The sequence below is a fragment of the Bradyrhizobium sp. JR4.1 genome (assembly GCF_040548605.1).
Lineage (GTDB): Bacteria > Pseudomonadota > Alphaproteobacteria > Rhizobiales > Xanthobacteraceae > Bradyrhizobium > Bradyrhizobium canariense.
In genome coordinates this window covers 86,090-104,201 of the sequence record NZ_JBEPRY010000006.1, presented here as the reverse complement: position 1 = coordinate 104,201, position 18,112 = coordinate 86,090, and the positions used below count along the sequence as shown (strand labels likewise).

General features: G+C 63.2%; 17 protein-coding genes and 1 tRNA gene. 8 read left to right on the top strand and 10 right to left on the bottom strand.

Annotated elements, in window-relative coordinates:
* Positions 1–159: 159 nt before the first annotated feature.
* The 3 genes from ABIB90_RS15620 to mobB all read right to left on the bottom strand — a co-directional run bounded on the left by ABIB90_RS15620 (position 160) and on the right by mobB (position 2,283).
* Positions 160–423 carry a sulfurtransferase TusA family protein gene (locus ABIB90_RS15620; RefSeq protein WP_354201066.1) on the bottom strand — a complete coding sequence of 88 codons (264 nt, stop codon included), beginning with the start codon at positions 421–423 and terminating at the stop codon, positions 160–162.
* A gap of 66 nt (positions 424–489) precedes the next feature.
* Positions 490–1,746, bottom strand: a complete 1,257-nt coding sequence (locus ABIB90_RS15615) for a molybdopterin molybdotransferase MoeA (protein ID WP_354201065.1) — start codon at positions 1,744–1,746, stop codon at positions 490–492.
* Positions 1,747–1,755: 9 nt separating this feature from the next.
* Entirely contained in the window at positions 1,756–2,283 is a 528-nt protein-coding gene (mobB, locus tag ABIB90_RS15610) for a molybdopterin-guanine dinucleotide biosynthesis protein B (protein ID WP_007600666.1), read from the bottom strand.
* A gap of 208 nt (positions 2,284–2,491) precedes the next feature.
* Here mobB and fdhD point away from each other — a divergent pair, with 208 nt between their 5' ends.
* From fdhD to ABIB90_RS15595, 3 genes are read left to right on the top strand one after another with little or no spacing between them, the layout of a single operon-like run.
* A complete protein-coding gene (gene fdhD, locus ABIB90_RS15605; RefSeq protein ID WP_007600665.1) occupies positions 2,492–3,382 on the top strand; it encodes a formate dehydrogenase accessory sulfurtransferase FdhD in 891 nt (296 codons plus the stop codon).
* A complete protein-coding gene (gene mobA, locus ABIB90_RS15600) occupies positions 3,363–4,004 on the top strand; it encodes a molybdenum cofactor guanylyltransferase MobA (RefSeq protein ID WP_502918237.1) in 642 nt (213 codons plus the stop codon). Before fdhD ends, mobA begins: the two co-directional genes overlap by 20 nt.
* 56 nt (positions 4,005–4,060) lie before the next feature.
* A complete protein-coding gene (locus ABIB90_RS15595) occupies positions 4,061–4,294 on the top strand; it encodes a hypothetical protein (RefSeq protein ID WP_245285994.1) in 234 nt (77 codons plus the stop codon).
* A 26-nt stretch (positions 4,295–4,320) separates the two neighbouring features.
* On the opposite strand, the gene ABIB90_RS15590 is transcribed toward ABIB90_RS15595, so the two are convergent.
* Genes ABIB90_RS15590 through ABIB90_RS15580 form a run of 3 tightly spaced genes read right to left on the bottom strand, consistent with a single transcriptional unit; the run spans position 4,321 to position 8,277 of the window.
* Positions 4,321–6,270: a molybdopterin biosynthesis protein gene (locus ABIB90_RS15590; RefSeq protein ID WP_007600662.1), complete on the bottom strand. Its 1,950-nt coding sequence runs from the start codon at positions 6,268–6,270 to the stop codon at positions 4,321–4,323.
* Between the two features lie 12 nt (positions 6,271–6,282).
* The gene (locus ABIB90_RS15585; RefSeq protein WP_354201063.1) at positions 6,283–7,389 is read right to left on the bottom strand and encodes a molybdopterin-binding protein; all 1,107 of its coding nucleotides are present in this window, start codon (positions 7,387–7,389) and stop codon (positions 6,283–6,285) included.
* A gap of 54 nt (positions 7,390–7,443) precedes the next feature.
* On the bottom strand, positions 7,444–8,277 hold the full coding sequence (locus ABIB90_RS15580) for an ABC transporter substrate-binding protein (protein ID WP_007600660.1): 834 nt from the start codon (positions 8,275–8,277) through the stop codon (positions 7,444–7,446).
* Between the two features lie 406 nt (positions 8,278–8,683).
* Here ABIB90_RS15580 and ABIB90_RS15575 point away from each other — a divergent pair, with 406 nt between their 5' ends.
* Positions 8,684–9,577, top strand: coding sequence for a substrate-binding domain-containing protein (locus tag ABIB90_RS15575; RefSeq protein ID WP_354201062.1), 894 nt, complete (start codon positions 8,684–8,686; stop codon positions 9,575–9,577).
* 99 nt (positions 9,578–9,676) lie between these two features.
* Positions 9,677–10,903, top strand: coding sequence for an ABC transporter substrate-binding protein (locus ABIB90_RS15570; RefSeq protein WP_354201061.1), 1,227 nt, complete (start codon positions 9,677–9,679; stop codon positions 10,901–10,903).
* A gap of 108 nt (positions 10,904–11,011) precedes the next feature.
* Here ABIB90_RS15570 and ABIB90_RS15565 read toward each other — a convergent pair whose 3' ends face one another.
* Complete coding sequence (locus tag ABIB90_RS15565; RefSeq protein WP_354201060.1) at positions 11,012–11,989, bottom strand: TAXI family TRAP transporter solute-binding subunit; 978 nt, start codon at positions 11,987–11,989, stop codon at positions 11,012–11,014.
* 107 nt (positions 11,990–12,096) lie between these two features.
* On the opposite strand from ABIB90_RS15565, the gene ABIB90_RS15560 reads away from it, so the two are divergent.
* The gene (locus ABIB90_RS15560; RefSeq protein WP_354201059.1) at positions 12,097–13,071 is read left to right on the top strand and encodes a Bug family tripartite tricarboxylate transporter substrate binding protein; all 975 of its coding nucleotides are present in this window, start codon (positions 12,097–12,099) and stop codon (positions 13,069–13,071) included.
* Positions 13,072–13,452: 381 nt separating this feature from the next.
* Positions 13,453–13,528: transfer RNA gene (locus ABIB90_RS15555), tRNA-Ile, on the top strand.
* A 306-nt stretch (positions 13,529–13,834) separates the two neighbouring features.
* On the opposite strand, the gene ABIB90_RS15550 is transcribed toward ABIB90_RS15555, so the two are convergent.
* Entirely contained in the window at positions 13,835–14,083 is a 249-nt protein-coding gene (locus tag ABIB90_RS15550; protein ID WP_354201058.1) for a hypothetical protein, read from the bottom strand.
* A 458-nt stretch (positions 14,084–14,541) separates the two neighbouring features.
* On the opposite strand from ABIB90_RS15550, the gene ABIB90_RS15545 reads away from it, so the two are divergent.
* Positions 14,542–15,129, top strand: a complete 588-nt coding sequence (locus ABIB90_RS15545) for a hypothetical protein (protein WP_354201057.1) — start codon at positions 14,542–14,544, stop codon at positions 15,127–15,129.
* Between the two features lie 15 nt (positions 15,130–15,144).
* On the opposite strand, the gene ABIB90_RS15540 is transcribed toward ABIB90_RS15545, so the two are convergent.
* Complete coding sequence (locus ABIB90_RS15540) at positions 15,145–17,577, bottom strand: DUF4238 domain-containing protein (RefSeq protein ID WP_354201056.1); 2,433 nt, start codon at positions 17,575–17,577, stop codon at positions 15,145–15,147.
* Between the two features lie 89 nt (positions 17,578–17,666).
* Complete coding sequence (locus ABIB90_RS15535; protein ID WP_354201055.1) at positions 17,667–18,026, bottom strand: hypothetical protein; 360 nt, start codon at positions 18,024–18,026, stop codon at positions 17,667–17,669.
* Positions 18,027–18,112: the final 86 nt, after the last annotated feature.

Below are 18,112 nucleotides of genomic sequence, written 5' to 3'. Positions count from 1 at the left end.
ATGCCCGACGCCACGGCCGGGCTTCTTTCGATGGCCCATTTGCTCCGCATATCGCAGGCAAGACTCGACCTCCGCGTCTCGGCGGAGCAAGTCAATTGGGGCAGAAGTGACGATCGATGTCGATAGACAAAAGGTAGGTATCAACCGAGTGACCGCTGGCTAATTGGGCGGCGCACCATTGATATTTTCGATCGATCGATCGGCCTTCTCAATCAAGAACACGATACGCAGCTCGTTGCGCTCGGTGATCTCCACCGTGTCGCCGGTCTCCCGGATCAGGTTTGGAATGTCAATCACCGACAGGGGATCGGTGCAGTACACTTCGAGCTGATCGCCCGGCTGCAATGGCTTCAGCGCTTTGCGCGTCTTCAAGGCAGGCAGCGGGCATTTCAGTCCGGTGAGATCGAGCGTCGTTCTGGTCACCGGCGCAACATGGCGGGAGGGGCCGATGGCGTCAACGCCAGGACAGCGCCAACGCAACGCCAAGACTCAGAGCAGATCGGCATAGGACAAGAAACCCACGCTCTGCCCCGGCTCGACACGCGTGACCTCCTCATCGAGCTCGATGAGGCCGTCGGTGCCGACCAGTGAGGACAACAGCCCAGCGCCCTCGCGTGGAAACTTGATGGCCTCAAGTGCGCCGTCCTGCGTCCGTCGTAACGAGGCGCGAACATATTCCCGTCGGCCCGCCCTCTTCTTGTAGGTGAATGCCGCTCGCACCGGAATCGGCAGCAGCGGCTCCGGCAGGCTCCCCGCAAGCGCCAGCACCGTCGGCCGCACCACATGAACAAAGGTGACGAAACTCGCGACGGGATTGCCCGGCAATCCGATCAGCGGTGTGCCCTCGATGATGCCCATCGCCACGGGCCGTCCCGGCTTGATCGCCATCCGCCACAACACCAGCGAGCCGATGCTCTCGACCGCCGCCTTGACATGATCCTCCTCTCCGGTCGAGACGCCGCCGGTGGTGAGGATCAGATCGTGGCTGCCTGCGACTTGCTTCAAGCCATTCGCAAGCAACGTTCGCTCGTCGCGCAAGATACCGAGATCGCTGACTTCGCAGCCGAGCCGGCGCAGCATCGCCATCAGCATGAAGCGATTGGAATCGAACAGCTGCGAGGTCGCGCGCGGCTCGCCGGGCGAGGCCAGTTCGTCACCGGTCGAGAACACCGCGACACGGATGCGCCTGACGACGTCGAGCCTGGCCAGACCGAACGCCGCCACGAGCGCGACATGTTGCGGCAGCAAGCGCTGGCCTGCGCGCAGCGCGATATGGCCCTGGGGAATGTCCTCTCCCGCAGAACGGACATTCGCACCCGGCTTCAGGCCCGGCGGCAGCACAATTCGACCGGCCTCGTCGATGCGGACATCTTCCTGCATGAAGACGGTTTCGGCGTCCGGCGGCATCGGCGCGCCGGTGAAGATGCGCGCGGTGTGGCCGGCCTTGATCAGCGCCAGTGCCAGACCGCCGGCCTGGATGCGGCCGTCGAGCGGGAATGCCCGCTCAACGCTATCAGGAAGATCTGCGTTGCGCACGGCGTAGCCATCGACGGCGGAATTGGTGAAGGGCGGCAGCGGCAGCGGTGCCGCGATATCGCGGGCCAGCACCCGCCCATCTGCATCAATGAGCGCCACGGTTTCGAGATCGACAATCGCGTTGACGCGCGTCGTGATCAGGCCAACGGCCTCGTCGACCGACATCATCGGTCCGCCGAAGGCAAAACAATCGTCCGACAGTTGCGCCATGGTGCCTCGTCAGCGCATCGCAGCGCTTTTCGCGACCGCTTCCTCGACCGGCATCGCGGCGCGCAGCAGCAATTCCGCGGCGGCAGCGATATCGTCGAGATGGACGGTCGGCAGTCGGGTTTCAATGGCGACGTCGGCCGCGATCCCGAAAATTCCTGGATCATCGGGAAACAGCAACGGCTTGTCGTTGGCGGCGCGATGCACCTCGATCTTGCGATGCGGCTCGCGCTTGAAACCCTCGACCACGACGAGATCGACCGCCGACAATTTGCTCAACAGTTCCGGCAGACGCGGCTCCGCCGCCCCGCGCAATTCGTGCATCAGCGCCCAGCGATTTGACGAAGCAACCAGCACCTCGGCCGCGCCGGCCTCGCGATGGCGCCAGGAATCCTTGCCGGGCACGTCGACGTCGAACTGGTGATGCGCATGCTTGATGACCGAGACGCGCAAGCCAAGCGCATTGAAATGCGGGATCAGCCGCGTCAACAGCGTGGTCTTGCCCGCACCGCTCCAGCCTGCAAGGCCGATGACTTTCATTCCAGCTCCGTCTCCGCGAGCGACCCGGTCCTTGATGGAACCACTCTCTTCTCCGTCATTGCGAGCGCAGCGAATCAATCCAGGAATGCATCCACGGCGGCAGCCTGGATTGCTTCGCTTCGCTCGCAATGACGAATAGGCGGCATTTCGTTCTCTCGCTAGCATGCTTATATCGGCTTGACCCGAATGTCATGCTAACGTCGCGGCCATGATGAAGATCGACAAAGCCCCCGTGCCCCTGATCGTCCCTGACACCGAGGACCCGCGCCTCACCGAGAGCGTGACCGGGACCGACCAGTCCGGCGCCAGGATCGAGATCAAGGTGCCGGTGGAGCGCCCGCTGACGCTCTACCTGAATTCGCAGGAGATCGTCACCATGATGACGATCGGCGACTATCCGGAATATCTGGCGCTGGGCTATTTGCTCAACCAGAATATGCTGAAGTATAATGACGCGGTCACCGAGGTCGAATACGACGACGACCTCCAAGTGGTGGTGGTGCGCACCGAGCACCACACCAATTTCGAAGCCAAGTTGAAGAAGCGCACACAGACCTCGGGCTGCGCGCAGGGCACCGCCTTCGGCGATCTGCTGGAGGCGGTCGAGAGCGTGGCGCTGCCGAAGGCCGAGCTGCGCACCTCCTGGCTCTACCAGATGACTCAGACCATCAACACCATGCCCTCGCTCTATCTGGAGGCTGGTGCGATCCACGGCTGCGTGCTGTGCAGGGAGGGCGAGCCGCTCTGCTACACCGAGGATGTCGGCCGTCACAACGCCGTCGACAAGATCGCGGGCTGGATGTACCGCCACGGCGTCGATGCATCCGACAAGATCCTCTACACCACGGGACGGCTCACCTCGGAGATGGTGATCAAGACGGTCCGCATGGGCATTCCGATCCTGGTGTCGCGCTCCGGCTTCACCGCCTGGGGTGTCGATCTCGCCCGGCAGGTGGGCTTGACGCTGGTCGGCCGCGCCCGCGGCAAACGGTTCATCGCGTTGTCGGGGGCAGAGCGCATCGTCTACGACCAGAACCTCGCTTACGTCGAGGAAGAATCGGCCAAGCACAAGCGCAAGGGTGAAGGTGGTGACGACTAGCTTTCCGACCACGCAAGGCGTGCTGCTCGCCGGCGGCCTCGCGCGGCGTATGGGCGGCGGCGACAAGCCGATGCGTACCATTGGCGGCCGCACCATTCTGGAACGCGTGATCGCGCGCCTATCGCCCCAATGCAGCGGGCTGATCCTCAATGCCAACGGCGATCCCGCCCGCTTCGCCGCGTTCGGTTTGCAGGTCATCGCCGACGACGTGCCCGGCTTTCCCGGCCCGCTCGCCGGCATCCTTGCCGCGCTCGACTGGACCGTGGCGAACCGGCCCGAGGTGAAGTGGGTGCTCAGTGCCGCCTGCGATTGCCCGTTCCTGCCGCGCGATCTGGTCGCGCGCTTGCATGAAAAACGCATCGCGGCGAATGCCGAGCTCGCCGTTGCGGCATCAGGCGATCAATCGCATCCGGTGATCGGCCTGTGGCGCGTTGGCTTGCGCGACGAACTGCGTCATGCGCTGGTGGTCGAAGACCTCCGCAAGATCGACCGCTGGACCGCGCGCTACCCGCTCGCGACCGTGACGTGGCCGACGGAGCCGCTCGATCCGTTCTTCAATGCCAACACCGTTGAAGATCTCGCGGAAGCGGAACGGCTGACCGCACTGGATGACGCCGCTTAAGGCCGCGTGAGCTTGGGTTCGCGGGCCGTGAACCGAGACGAGAACGCGAGCGACCAATGATCGGGACATTGCCCGGATCAGCCATGACGGACCCCCTCTTGAACGTTATCTTCGAAGTGATCGATTTCGCACTCGATTGCTCGGTCGCAGTCGACGACACGAAGTGGCGGAGCAAGCCTGAAATCGTTGAGGGCCCGCTGCCGCCCGCCGCGCAGCGCGCACTTGCCGAAGCCGAGGAGCGGCAGCGCGTGCGCGAACAGACCGGCGGGGAGACAATCCAAACCTCGTAGCGGAGCGCTGACCGAACGATGCCAGACTACGCCGGTCGGAAGCCGGCGCGCTCCAGCGCGGCGCGCGCTTCGTCCGAGCCGAGCGCATCGAGAAAGGCCCGCACTGCCGGACGCTGCTTGCGCGCCGTCACCAGCGCGAAGTCATAATGTTCCTCCGCGAGCGGAATGAAACCGAGGCCAACCGCGTTGGCGACCGGCGCAATGGTCATGCCCCAATCGGCGCGGTGCTGTGCGACCGCCGCGGCCACCGCATTGTGCGAGCGTGGCTGGTTCCAATAGCCCTCCGGGCGCGCACCACCGAGCAACCGGTCGATCAGGATGCGCGTGCCGGCGCCTTGGTTGCGGTTGACCATGATGCAGGAGGGATCAGCGAGCGCCGCGGCCACGGCATCCTTCGCGCTGTGGCCTTCAAAACGCTTGTCGCCCTTGCGGAACACGATGCCCTGCATCCGCCGCCAGCCCGGCACGAGCTCGAGTCCTTCGGCGAGGTAAGGCGTATTGTAAGTCTCGCTCTTTTCGTCGAGCAGATGGATCGGCGCCAGATCGCATTCACCGCGCCGCGCCGCCGCAAGTCCGCCGAGGCTGCCGACGGCGATCGAGCGCACGGTCAGGCCGGCATGCGCGAGTTGCGCCGTGACGAGATCGAGGCCGGTGCAATGGCTGCCGACGATAACGAGATCGGGCACCCGCACATGCGGCGTAAACAGCGTCACCTCGGCCTCGGTCCCGGCCGGCATCTTGTCGGCGAGTGCGTCGATGCGCAGAAAGCCGTCGGCCTGCGCGAATGACGTGATCGCACCGGACCCCTTGCCGGAGGGATAGGCGATCAAGCCGTCCTTGCCTTCGACCAGCGAGACCATGACGAATTCGGTGCGGCCGAGCTCGGAAGCAATGCGCACCGGCACGGTCGCGTTCACCTTGGCATCGGAACGCGGCGGCAGTCCGGCCATTTTGCGCAGCACCGGTACGATCATGTCGTGAAAGGTGAACATCGCCGAAGTCGGAAAACCCGGCAGGATCACCACCGGCTTGCCGTCACACACCGCAAGGCACAGCGGCTTGCCGGGCTTGAGCGCAATGCCATGCGCGATGATGCCGGGCTGGCCGAGCCGGCCGATGATGCGATGGGACAGGTCGCCCGCGCCTTTCGACGTGCCGCCGGAGAGCACCAGCATGTCGGCGTCCGCCAGCGCACCCCTCATGGCGGCTTCGAGCTGAGCTTCGTCGTCCGGAATGGCGCCAAGGAAAACCGCCTCTCCGCCGTTCTCGTCGATCGCAGCAGTGACGATCGCGCCGTTGGTATCGTAGATCGCAGCGGGCGCGAGCACCTCGCCCGGCTGAACCAGTTCGTCACCGGTGGAGATCACGGCAACACGAGGTTTGCGCACGACGCTCACCTCGGCAATACCACAAGCCGCCAGCATGCCGACCTCGCGTGAGCCGATGATGGTGCCGGCGCGCAGCAGCGCCTCGCCACGCGCGATATCGGATCCTGCGTAGGATATGAATTGCCCGGGCGAGGCCGCGCGACGGACGTCGATCGCACCGGACCCCGCCGGCTGGGTATGCTCGACCATGATCACGGCATCGGCACCGCGCGGCAGCGGACCGCCGGTGGCAATCGGCGTTGCCGTTCCCGCCGCCACTTGCACCGCCGGTACGGTGCCGCAGTGAATGGTCTCGCCATTCAGCCCGAGGCGAACCGGCGCGCCTTCGCCGGCTGTCGCAAGATCCGCAGAGCGCACCGCAAAGCCATCGACATTGGAACGGTCGAACGGCGGCACGTCGATCGGCGCAGTGATGTCTTCAGCGAGCGACGCGCCAAGCGCAGCACCGAGCTTGCGCGTTTCGCTCGAAAGAGCGCGCGGGAACAGCGCGGCCTCGAAGCGTGCCAGCGCCTCCTCGCGGGAAAGGATTTTGAGGAACTGTTCCTGTTCGAGCGCGCTGCGGACTTGCGATTGCGGGATCATGGTCATGCTAAACCCATATCATTCCCGCATCAGATAGGCATCGACCGGCGCGCCCGCTGCAAATCCCTCGTGACTGGCGGGAACAAGCAGCCATGCATCCGCGCGGGCAATTGCCTGGAGCGGCCATTCTCCTACCGCAAGTGGCACCCACGCATGATGTTCCTCGGCCAGCAGGACCATTTCGGCGATGCCGACGCTGGATGCAATTTTTCGCGCGAGCGACAAGGCTATCGGTCGGCGCGGCAGCCGCGCCGACAGCCGGTCGACGAGCGGCAGCACGAGCGCAAGCCAGACCGCAAGCGCATGATCCGGCGATCCGGGCAAGGCCACGACAGGAATGGTTCCGAGCCGCCCGATCGCGGCGGTGCGCCCGGGCTGGAGCGCAAGACCATGGGCGATCACGTCACCACGCTGGGCCAGCGCCGTGACCGCTGCATCCCTGCGACCGACACCGCTGCCGCCGATCGTCAGCAGGAGATCGCAGGTGGGCGCCCCGATCGCCTCCGCGATCGATCCCGCGTCGCGCGCGCCGGCCTCGTGCGTTTGCACATCCAGCCCTGCGGTGCGTGCGATGTCCGCAATCAGATGCATGGTCAGCGTTGCACCTGGTACATTGACAATGCGCAGTCGCGGACGCCGCACGCTCAGCCGGTCCAGTCCGGCGGCACGCGCGAGCAACAGAGCGGCACGACCGACCGGATTCCCCTCTGCCGCGGCAGGCGTTCGTCCGTCGATGTCGCTTCCCGCACGCCTGACGCCCTGCCCCGGCACGCCCTCCGCCAACACCTGGACGAGCGGACCAGATAGCTCGACTGCGTCGGCATCGAGCACACAGTCGCATCCCGCCGGCATCGCGTCGCCGGCATCGACCCAGGCGGGCGCTGTTGCGAGAGGCAGCGGTGAATAGGAGGACGCGCCGACCAGATCATTGGCGCATACCGCCCAGCCATCCGCGACAGCGACGTCACGCGATGGTCGGGCCGCGAGCAGCGGATTGCCCGCCGCGATGCAGCCGGCCGCTTCAGTCAGCTGCAACTCCACCGGCGCGAGCGGATCGAGCCCCTTCAGCAACGCGGCGAGCGCGGCGTCGAGCGGCGTCAGCAAGGGCGGCAGGCGCTGGGTCATGCGCCATGATGGACCATGCATCGCCCGGTTTGGCAACCGCTGGCGATACGAACGTCAGCCGCCCGACTTGTCCGCATTGGGGAAGAACAGTTGTTGTCCGTCGACCTTGTATCCGGCGATCGCCGCCTGCCCGTCAGGCGAGATCAGCCAGTCGACGAAGTCTTGCCCCAGCTCCTTCTTCACGTTCGGAAACTTCGCGGGGTTCACCAGCATCACGCCGTACTGATTGAGCAGACGCTTGTCGCCTTCGACGACGACGTCGAGATCGCCGCGCTCCCGAAAAGCGATCCAGCTGCCGCGGTCGGACAGCACATAGGCGTTCGCTGTGCGCGCTGCATCGAGGGCGGAGGCCATGCCCTGCTTGGCCTCGCGATACCAGCCGCCTTTGGTGCTCGCGATGTCGATGCCGGCGACGATCCAGAGCGCGAGCTCGGCGGCATGGGTGCCCGAACGGTCGCCGCGCGTCACGAACGGCGCGCCCTTGGCCTCGATCGCCTTCAGCGCGGTCGCGATGTCCTTGCCCTTCACGCCGGCGGGATCGCTCTTCGGCCCGATCAGCACATAGTCGTTGTACATCACGTCAAAGCGCTTCACCGCAAAACCGTCGGCAACGAATTTCTCCTCCTGCGGCCGTGCATGCATCAGCACGACGTCGACTTCGCCCCTTCGTGCCCCCTCGAGCACCTCGTCGGCGCGCCGCGCGATCACGGTCACGTCGATGCCGGTCTTCTCACGGAAGATCGGCAGCAGGTAATCGAGCAGGCCGGACTCCTGCGTCGCTGTGGTCGTGGCAAGCACGATCGCGCGGTCCTCCGCGGATGACGCCGCAACGCCTGCGGCAAGGCCGCAGAGAAGCACGAGTGCAACGGAGAGGCGGCGGACGGCCATGATCGGGTTCCCACTGGCTATGACGCGATCATGATGATGATCGATTGCGCCGCACTCGTGACGCGTTTGCTCGTTGCCGCGCCGGATGCAGACAACAACAGATAGAGCGCAGGTCAAGCCACTACCGGCCACAGACTTTACCCTCCGCGTCCGCGCGCCGACGACTCGGGAAATCTCGGCAACACGCGGAGCGGCATATGCCCATTGCAGTTGCGCGCGCGACAGCCCGCAAGATGGGCACCACGCGAGCGATTCAGGATCGTTCACCAAAGCAGAGATCGCGCGTGAGGATGTGTTGCAAAGCAGCGAGATGATCAGGCATGGTCGTGGCGGACAAAACTTGAAATGCAGAATTCCACCTGCGTCGACCGTCAAAAAGAAGCAAGAATTTGCATAGGAATGCAGGATGGAATTCCTGACGACCAGCGAAGCCGCCGATTATCTTCGGCTCGGCGAACGCAAGCTATACGAACTCGTCACCACCGGTGCGATCCCCTGCACCAAGGTGACCGGAAAGTGGCTCTTCCCGCGGCACGAACTCGACCTCTGGGTGCTGTCCGGACTGGCGCGCCCGGCCGGCATGCTGATCGCGGAGCCGCCGCCGGTCGTCGGCGGCAGCCAGGACGAGCTTCTGGATTGGGGCCTGCGCGAATCCGGCTCGGGCCTGGGATCGATGAGCGAGGGCAGCGCGCGCGGGCTCGAGCGGTTGCAGCGGGACGAGGTGATGGCCGTGGCGATGCACTTCCACAGCCTCGATGCCGACGGCAATCTTGCCGCCGATGCCAATGCAACCGTCCTGCGAGACGCTCCGGACCTGCATGATGCATTGCTGGTCGCATTCGTGCGCCGCGAGCAAGGTCTCGTGCTGCCGCCGGGCAATCCCAAGCGGCTGCGCGGCCTTTCCGACGTGCTCGCGCTCGGGGCCAGGATGGCGATGCGGCAACAGGGCACGGGCGCGCAGATGCTGCTCGATGTGCTGCTCAAGCGCGCCGCCGCCTCGACGCGCGATTTGCGCCGGATCGAGATGCCGGCCCTGACCGGGCCTGATCTCGCCGAGATCGTCCGCGCGGGACAGGCCGATTGCGGCATCGCGACGCGTGCGTCGGCGCGCTCGGCCGGCCTCGATTTCGTGCCGCTGGTCTGGGAGAACTTCGACCTCGCGATGCGGCAGCGCAGCTATTTCCGCCCCGCCATGCAGGGCCTGATCCGGTTTCTCAGCGAAAAGCGGTTGCTCCAGCGCGCCGCGGAGCTGACCGGCTACGATCCCTCCCCGGCCGGACAAATCCGCTTCGCCGGCTGACGTTGACGCCCGCCCCCAAATAGTTGCAAAAGAAACCAATTCAGCCGGGCCATACCCGGGGACACACCGGCCAACGCGCCGGATCAGGGGAGGACAAGCATGAAGCCAACGAGATTTGGACTGCCGGTCGCTGCCGGCTTTGCAGCGACATTCCTGGCGACGCTGATGCCGGGCGCCGCAATGGCGCAGGTGTCCGACGACGTCGTCAAGATCGGCGTGCTCACCGACATGAACGGTCCGGCCTCGGCGCCGACCGGCCAGGGCTCGGTGACGGCAGCGCAGATGGCGATCGACGATTTCGGCGGGACCGTGCTCGGCAAGCCGATCAGCATCGTCGTCGGCGACCACCAGCTCAAGGCCGACATCGGCGGCGCGATTGCACGGCGCTGGTACGACGTCGACCAGGTCGATCTGATCGTCGACGTGCCGGTCTCCGCGGTCGGGCTCGCGGTGCAGAACATGGCCAACGAAAAGAAGCGGCTGTTCATCACCCACTCGACCGGCACCGCCGATTTCCACGGCAAGTTCTGTTCGCCTTACGCGATCCAGTGGGTGTTCGACACCCGCGCGCTCGCGGTCGGCACCGCTGACGCGGTGGTCAAGCGCGGCGGCGACAGCTGGTTCTTCATCACCGACGATTATGCGTTCGGCCATTCGCTGGAGCGCGACGCCTCGGCGGTCGTGACCGCCAATGGCGGCAAGGTGCTGGGCTCGGTGAAGCCGCCGCTGGCAACGCCCGACCTCTCTTCCTTCGTGCTGCAGGCGCAAGCCTCCAAGGCCAAGATCATCGGCATCGCGGCGGGTCCGCCCAACAACATGAACGAGATCAAGACCGGCTCCGAGTTCGGCGTGTTCAAGGGCGGCCAACAGATGGCGGCGCTGCTGGCGCTGATCACCGATATCCACGGCCTCGGCCTGCAGGCGGCCCAAGGGCTGTTGCTGACGACGTCGTTCTATTGGGACATGGACGACAAGACCCGCGAATGGTCGAAGCGCTACTTCGCCAAGATGAACAAGATGCCGTCGATGTGGCAGGCCGGCGTCTATTCGAGCGTGATGCACTATCTCAACGCCATCAAGGACACCGGCACCGACGATCCGCTCAAGGTCGCAGCCAAGATGCGGGAAAAGCCGATCGAGGATTTCTTCGCCCGCAACGGCAAACTGCGCGAGGACAATCTGATGGTGCACGACCTCTGGCTGGTGCAGGTGAAGACGCCGGAGGAAAGCAAATATCCGTGGGACTATTACAAGATCCTCACGACGATCTCGGGCGACAAGGCGTTCGGTCCGCCGGACCCAGCGTGTGCGATGGTGAAGAAGTGAGGATCGCTTAAAGCGATCCTCATTCCGGGGCGGTGCAAAGCACCGAGCCCGGAAGCTCGAGATTCCGGGTTCGGTCCTGCGGACCGCCCCGGAATGACCGCTGCGCGATCACTTCACCACCCCGATCTCGCGAAAATACTTGATCACGCCGGGATGGATCAGCTCGGGCTTCGGCGCGGCGGCGACGGTGTTCGCGGCCGTGGTCTCGCAGGCTTGCGCGAGCTGTTTGCAGAATGTCGGCTCGACGCCGTGAAGCGTCTTCGCCAGGCGATAGGCGACATCGTCGGGCAGATCTTCGCGCGTCAGCACAAAACTCCAGGACCCCAGCGAGGCGATCGGCTCGGACTGGTTCGGATAGCTGCCGGCCGGCACGGTGAGCGGCTTGAGGAACGCATGCTTGGCGCGGATGCGCGCGATCTCCTCGCTGTCAGGCGCGATGAAGCGCGCGCCTGACGCGCTCGAGGCCACCGCGGCAAAACCGGGCCAGCCGATGCCGGCGCCCCAGAGTGCTGCGACACGGCCGTCCTCGACCATCGCGGGGCCGTCGCCGGCGCGGTCGAGATAGATCGCCTTGAAGTCCGCGTCCTGCTTCAACCCGAGACCATCCAGCACGTAGCGCGCCAGGATCGGCAGGCCGGAGCCTTTGGCGCCGAATGCGACGGGCTGACCGACGAGATCGCGAATGGTCTTGTATGGACTGTCCGCGCGCACCACGAACATGCCGGGGTTGGAATAGATCGCGGTGAGAATCTTCAGCGTGACCTTCGCGCGGCCGATGCCGGCGAAGGCTTCATAGGCCGGCTCGCCCGCGACCAGAGCGAGATCGAGCTCGCCTTTTTCCAGCAGCGGAATGTTCTCGTTGCTGCCCTTGGTGTTGCGCGGGGTGATGATGATTTGCGGATCGGCCGCGTTCATCGCTTGCGCAAAGGCGTTGCCATAGAGCGGAAAGCCGCCGCCGGGCGTCGCGGTGCCCAAGCTGATCGCCAGGCCGGGTGTCGTGGTCGGAATGGCGTTGCCTCCGGTTTGAGCGGCCGCGGGGCTTGAAAGCAGCGCCGCGCCGAGAACAAGGGTGATCGCGAATCTCATGGTCGGTCCCGGCGGGGGCGCGTCAACATCGACTTGCGGCGATGTAGGCAGCGCCCCGATTTTGTGAAAGCATGCAGCCCAACGACAATAGAACAATGGGAGGCGTCATGTTGCGAATTTTGCGTAACAGTGTTTTCGGGCTGGTTTTCCTTTCAACGCTGTTGGGCGCCGCACCTCCCGCCTCCGCTGCTTATCCCGACCGTCCCGTGCACTGGATCATCGGCTTCTCCGCCGGCGGCCCGGTCGACATCGTGGCGCGGATCATGGCGCAGTGGCTGACCGACCGCTTCGGCCAGCAGTTCATCGTCGAGAACCGCACCGGCTCGGGCGGCAACATCGCGGCCGCTGCCGCGATCGCCTCGCCGCCGGACGGCTACACGCTGCTGTTCGTCGCGCCCAACAACGCGATCTCGACCTCACTCTACAAGAAGCTGCCGTTCGACTTCCTGCGCGACACCGTGCCGGTCGCCAGCATCATGCAGCTCACCAACATGCTGGTCGTCTCCAACGCGTTTCCGGCCAAGACGGTTCAGGAGTTCATCGACTACTGCAAGGCCAATCCCGGCAAGATCTCCTTTGCCTCGTCCGGCAACGGCACCTCGGTGCACATGTCGGCGGAGCTGTTCAAGGTGATGACCAAGTGCGACATGGTGCACGTGCCCTATCGGGGATCTGCGATCGCGTTCCCCGACATCATCTCCAACAAGGTGCAGCTGATCTTCGACAACCTCCCCTCCGCGATGGAGCAGGCCAAGGGCGGCAATGTCCGTGCGCTCGGCGTGACCTCGCCGCAGCGCTGGCCGAGCGTGCCTGACGTTCCCGCGATCGCCGAGACATTGCCCGGCTTCGAATCGGTCGGCTTCTACGGCATCTCCGCGCCGAAGGGCACGCCGGCCGACGTGATCGAGATCCTCAACAAGGCCGTCAACGAGGCGCTGAAGGACCCGAAGCTGGTCGCGCGCCTCACCGAGACCGGCGGCATCCCCAAGCCGATGACGCCGGCCGAGTTCGGCAAGCTCGTCACCGACGAGACCGAGAAGTGGCGCAAGGTGGTGGAGTTCGCCGGCGTGTCGGTGGACTAGGCCTGCGGAACTGCCGCGCGCCTGCAGCGCGCCAACGCGACATCGGAGGGGATCGGAAGACCCCTCCAAACGAAATGTGCGAAAACAACCCCATGCACAGTAGAAACATCGAGCGATCACAAGGGGTTACAAAATCGAAAAACCGAGCACCCTGGCGTGATTGCCAGAAGGTGGGGCGAAGGCTCGGCGAGATGGGCTTGCGCCGTCGGGCAAAACAGGACTATAAGGGCACTATCGCAAATTTCGGTTATTCAAAAATCTTAGACCTTGCCGCGTCGGCGGTTGCATCCGCCCGAGCCAGCATTGCACCCCCGCCTCCGTCCCTGTAAACGAACCGCGCACCGTTGCCGGCCGCGCAGTCCCGCGGGCCGTCTCGCGGCGGGGCCTGTAGCTCAATGGTTAGAGCCGGCCGCTCATAACGGTCTGGTTGCAGGTTCGAGTCCTGCCGGGCCCACCAGCCTTCGCTCGCTTCGCGAGCTTCGGCTCGGCAAGCCGGAGCCACAAGCGAGAGGCGAAGCGGGCGAAGGCTGCCGCGCCGAGCCCAACGGGCGAAGGCGGGCGGAACGACACACCGGCTACGGCTGAGCAAGTCACACCGGGGCGACACGCGACCCAGTGTGGCAACGGCCGCACGCGCCTTCGGAATTGAGTGCACTGTCACCTTAACTCGGCCATAACTCGGCAGAAAGGCTCGGATGATGTGCACCGTCACGGAAATAAAATTGGTGGCCGAGGGCGAATGAGGCTGTTCCAGTTCGCGGCTTCATTTGCCCCAAACAGCCCTATCCTTTTCAACGCCAACGCGGTTGCCGATCATGCCCCCGATGATGCCAAGTACAACAGCTGCTGATATGCCAAAAGCGCCGCCAAGGATCGCTACGCCTATTCCTCCGATGGATGCTCCGACTAGAACGCCCGCGACGACCCCATAGATGGACCAGCGCAACTCCTTCGGCCGCGATTTCCGAATGCCACGAAGAGTGGCCGCGGCGCGCATCATTGTATTCGTCACGGCTTCTCCTCGCTGGCGTCTCAGTCTGACGGCCAAACATTTCTTCTAGATTCGACGCGCGATCCTAGCTCCGAGCGCTATATTGCTCTTTCAGCTTTGCAAAGGATTGTTCATGCCTATACCTGTAACCGCCGATGGAAGCCGCTTTGACCCACTCACTTGCCGCCGTGCTGGCGGCTATTGGGTCGGACCGAAGGGCCATGAGGTTAAGTTCGTGCGCTATCCAGACGCCCTCGCCGCCTTGAACCTCATGGCTAGGCCCCGTTGGCGGCGGCCGAACACAAACGGTAATTGGGGCCTTGTTACTGGCGTAGGGTGGGAATGAACCACACGACGAGTCGTTATACAACTTCCCGTACCTAACTCCCCTGCGTTCCGCCTTGACGAACTGGACCGACACCGAATGCGGGATTACGGGTCCAGCACTGTCACCGTAATCCCCCAAGAGGGAGAGGATCGTGGCTCTACCGCCTAACAGTGAAACGGAACGAGGCGTGTATCTGCGCAACGTGTTTTATAACACGCACCCCACGGAAGTTTTCAGCACATGGCCAAAACTAATCGTCGAGGACTACGCTGTCGTCGGGAGACTGATCAATTTATACAGCTTCATCGAAATCAATCTACGGCGGTTAGTCGAATCTTGGACTGATGCAGATTTGCTTCCTAAAGGACGGATCAAGGATCTTCCTTTGGGCAGGGTAGAAGAACTCGCGCAGACCGTGTTGCTCTGGCCTGAGGCAAACTTGTTCGCATTGAAGAAGATGGCCGAACTTCGGTCTCTGCGGAATCTGGTCGCTCATTTCGGGATGATGCGATTCCCTGACGATGACGCGTTTCTTTTCATCGCGAAAAGTGAAGCCGACTACAAGAAGCAAACGGGTGAGCAGTCTGTGGAAGACGTTATGCTCATTGCCGTGCTCGATGGTCCTGCTTTGCCTAGGCTGGTGCAGGAGCTGGAGGGAATGGCACAATGGCTGGCTACTGTGACCGCTCAGATTTTGAAACAGAAGGCAGACGCCGAAGCCGATGTCTCCAAGTCCTAGTCGGGCACGAGTATGTTAACGCAAGGGAGCATCCGCAGGCCCAATGAAGAAGGCCATCGGAACGTTCGATATATGCCTCTCCGAACTGGACATCAAAAGAAGGCGATTGACGGTGTTGTCCTGCATGCCGCCCGGAGGGAGGATGCACGAGATACGCCCCTCCTTCACGGGCACGCCCGCCCTTTTTAATTCAAGCTGCGCCGCAGCATGCGCTTTGGCGAACCGGCTGACCAACTGCGCCTCGCGATTGGGTTTCGCCCCGCGCTCTTCAAGATTGGAAAGGTATTTGAACAGATCTCGGAGCAAACCCGGGTAGCCCGCGCCGGTCTTGCCGGAGGCTGCGGCCACAACGTCCGTCGCGCTCTGCGGGAAGGCGAATTGCGAGCGCTCAATGTCAGTCGCGAGCTGGGCAAGACCGGGGGTCGCGGCCTTATAACGGCGCCGGATCGCGCGCTGGACTTCTCTCCAGCGGAACGGACTATCCGTGACGATGCAGGCTCCCGTCGCTTGGGCCAAATACATCGTCATCTCGAAATTGGGCGCGAGCTTGAACATACTCATCTGCCCGCCGTCTTTTCCGCCTTCCAATGAGCCTTCCTGGAGGCCGGACAGTGGATCATCCTCGCGCATCCGTACGCTTGCTCGCATGACCGCCTCGACATCATCCTCACCGAGATCCGGCTTGAGTTCACGGAGCTGCCTGAGCATAGCGTCAGGCGGCATCAGCATAATGCTGCGCCGGTTGTCCTCTTCTATAGTCTTTAGCAGGCGGGGATCCTCTTTCGGGTCGAACCGCGGAGCTCGAGCCCGTGCCATGCTCATCATCTGCTGGCGAAGATTGAAGTCGAAGTCACAAGGATCCGGTATGAGGTTGATTAAGCCAAGATCGACGAGTGGCATGACGTTCAAGAAGAACAAAATCGTCTTCAGGAACTCCTGCCGATAAGACTTCGGGTTGCCGGTCGGGCTCATCTCCTTTTTCATTATTCCAGGGTGGACGAACGGGTGCGCCAAGATCAGCTCGCCGAAGTATAGAGGAGCCGCCAAGGCGAAGTCCGTGATTAATGACGGGTGGATGGACCCGGTGTAGACGGCGCGAGGCTCGCCGTCGGGCTTGGGCAGCAACGCAAGCAGATCGGTCTCGAGCGGCCACAGCCCTTCGTAGAGACTGTAAATCTTGCTGATCTTGTCGTCAGTCAGCTCCCGGCGAATTTGCACCCAGTCCTTCCCGGACCGGAGCTCCAGCACGTTCACGATCGCGTTTTGGAGCATCAGGTTGCGCTCCCGGATGCTCTTCTCGTTCCAGGCCGGGCGCAGCGCCTCCGGCTTGGACTGGCAGCACTCTTTGAACAACATCCCGCGCCCGCATCCGCAATAGTCGCCTGGCCGCAGCGGCTTGTCTGGAGGCTTCTTGATCAGGAATTCTCGCTGCTTCTCGGTCCGGCCGAACTCGTCCTGGTAGTGGACGTCGCCGCTCTCGAACTTGACGAACATCTGGCCGCCGAAGTGGTGCAGGCCGAGTTCCGACGGCATCAGCGTCTTCCGAAGCTCGCTCCACGAGCGAGTCACGGTCCTTTCCGGGTATAACCATTCCTTGCGCCCGCCGCCGATATAGCGGCGCGCGCGCTTTTTGACGATGAAATTGATTTCCGCAACTTCCTGCGCGGTAAGCCTCCGCTCGCGGATCAACGAGTCAATCCTGGTTATGGACTGCCGGTAGTTGCGCGCAAACGTCCTCTTCTGGAGGGGGGCGGTGCTCGGGTCCTGCGCGTACTCCAGATTCGTGAGGATCAAACAGTGGTCGCGATCCATCGGGTAAAGCGTCTGCGAACCCCGCAGCGCTATTCCCGGATCAAGTGGGTACGCGCAGGCGCAATCCGTGGGAGGGACTGCGTGGTTGTAGATCGTCACGGGATGGTCGCTCGTAATGAATTTCACTTCGGAGTCTTGGGCAGAGACAATCTCGCGCACACCTCCGACCCAGATCGCGCAGTGCAGCATGCGGATGCCCTGCATCTCGAACATCAGTTCGTTCTGCGTGAGAGCGGGATATTGGGCCTTGAGCCAGTCCAAGCCCTTCGGCGTACGGATTTTCTGGATATCGAGAAACTCGAAGAAGTCATGGAAATGGTCGTGCCATGCGCCCATGTCCGTGCCTAAGAACGCGCGAACGGCTTGCGATCCTCTGGCGTCGACATCGCCGAACAAGTGGCGCTCAATTTCGTCATTGACGGACGTTCCGAAGAAGGTTGAATACAAGTCCTTCTGGCGAAATGCTAATGAGGTCGGCGTACTGTCCCACGCGCCCCTTTGAGTAATCACGCGGCCGTCCGCTAGGACCTTCCGATCGGGTGCCGTGTCGACGTAGGCAAGCGACGAGCAGCCAGGCTCAAAGAACCCCTCTTGATACCATTGCGGGACGTAGTGGTTGTTTCTTGTGATCGACACCGCAGCGATTCGCTCGACATTGCGACACCCAACGGCCTTACCTGACTTCCGTCACGATTGTCGACTGTCGCATCTTTTCAACCGAGCGGTTATCTGCACGAAACGAAAGCAAACAGGAATGAAAATGAACGAAAGCAACCAAGCGATGGTAATTCGCATTCTTGCACAAACTTCAAACTGCTAAGCAATTGATTATGGGATGCTTTTTTAACCTGCGCGTCGACCGCTCGTAACGGTCTGGTTGAAGGTCCTGCCGGGCCTACCAGTCTTCGCTCGCTCGCGAGCTTCGGCTTTGCAAGCCGGAAACCATAAATGAAAACGAAGCGGGAGAAGGCTGCCGCGCCGAAGCCTACCGGGCGAAGGCGGGCTGTAAAATCAAATGCTCGAGCCTTCACCAATTTTCCGGTGGACCGGCTGATTTTGTTGGTGCCAGACATGGTCAGGATCACGACACTCCCCGTTGCGACACGCGATGTCCGCGAGCGCATCCAGCGGCGGATGTGTGGCGCTGCTTCGGCCTCTCTCATTCCGGATT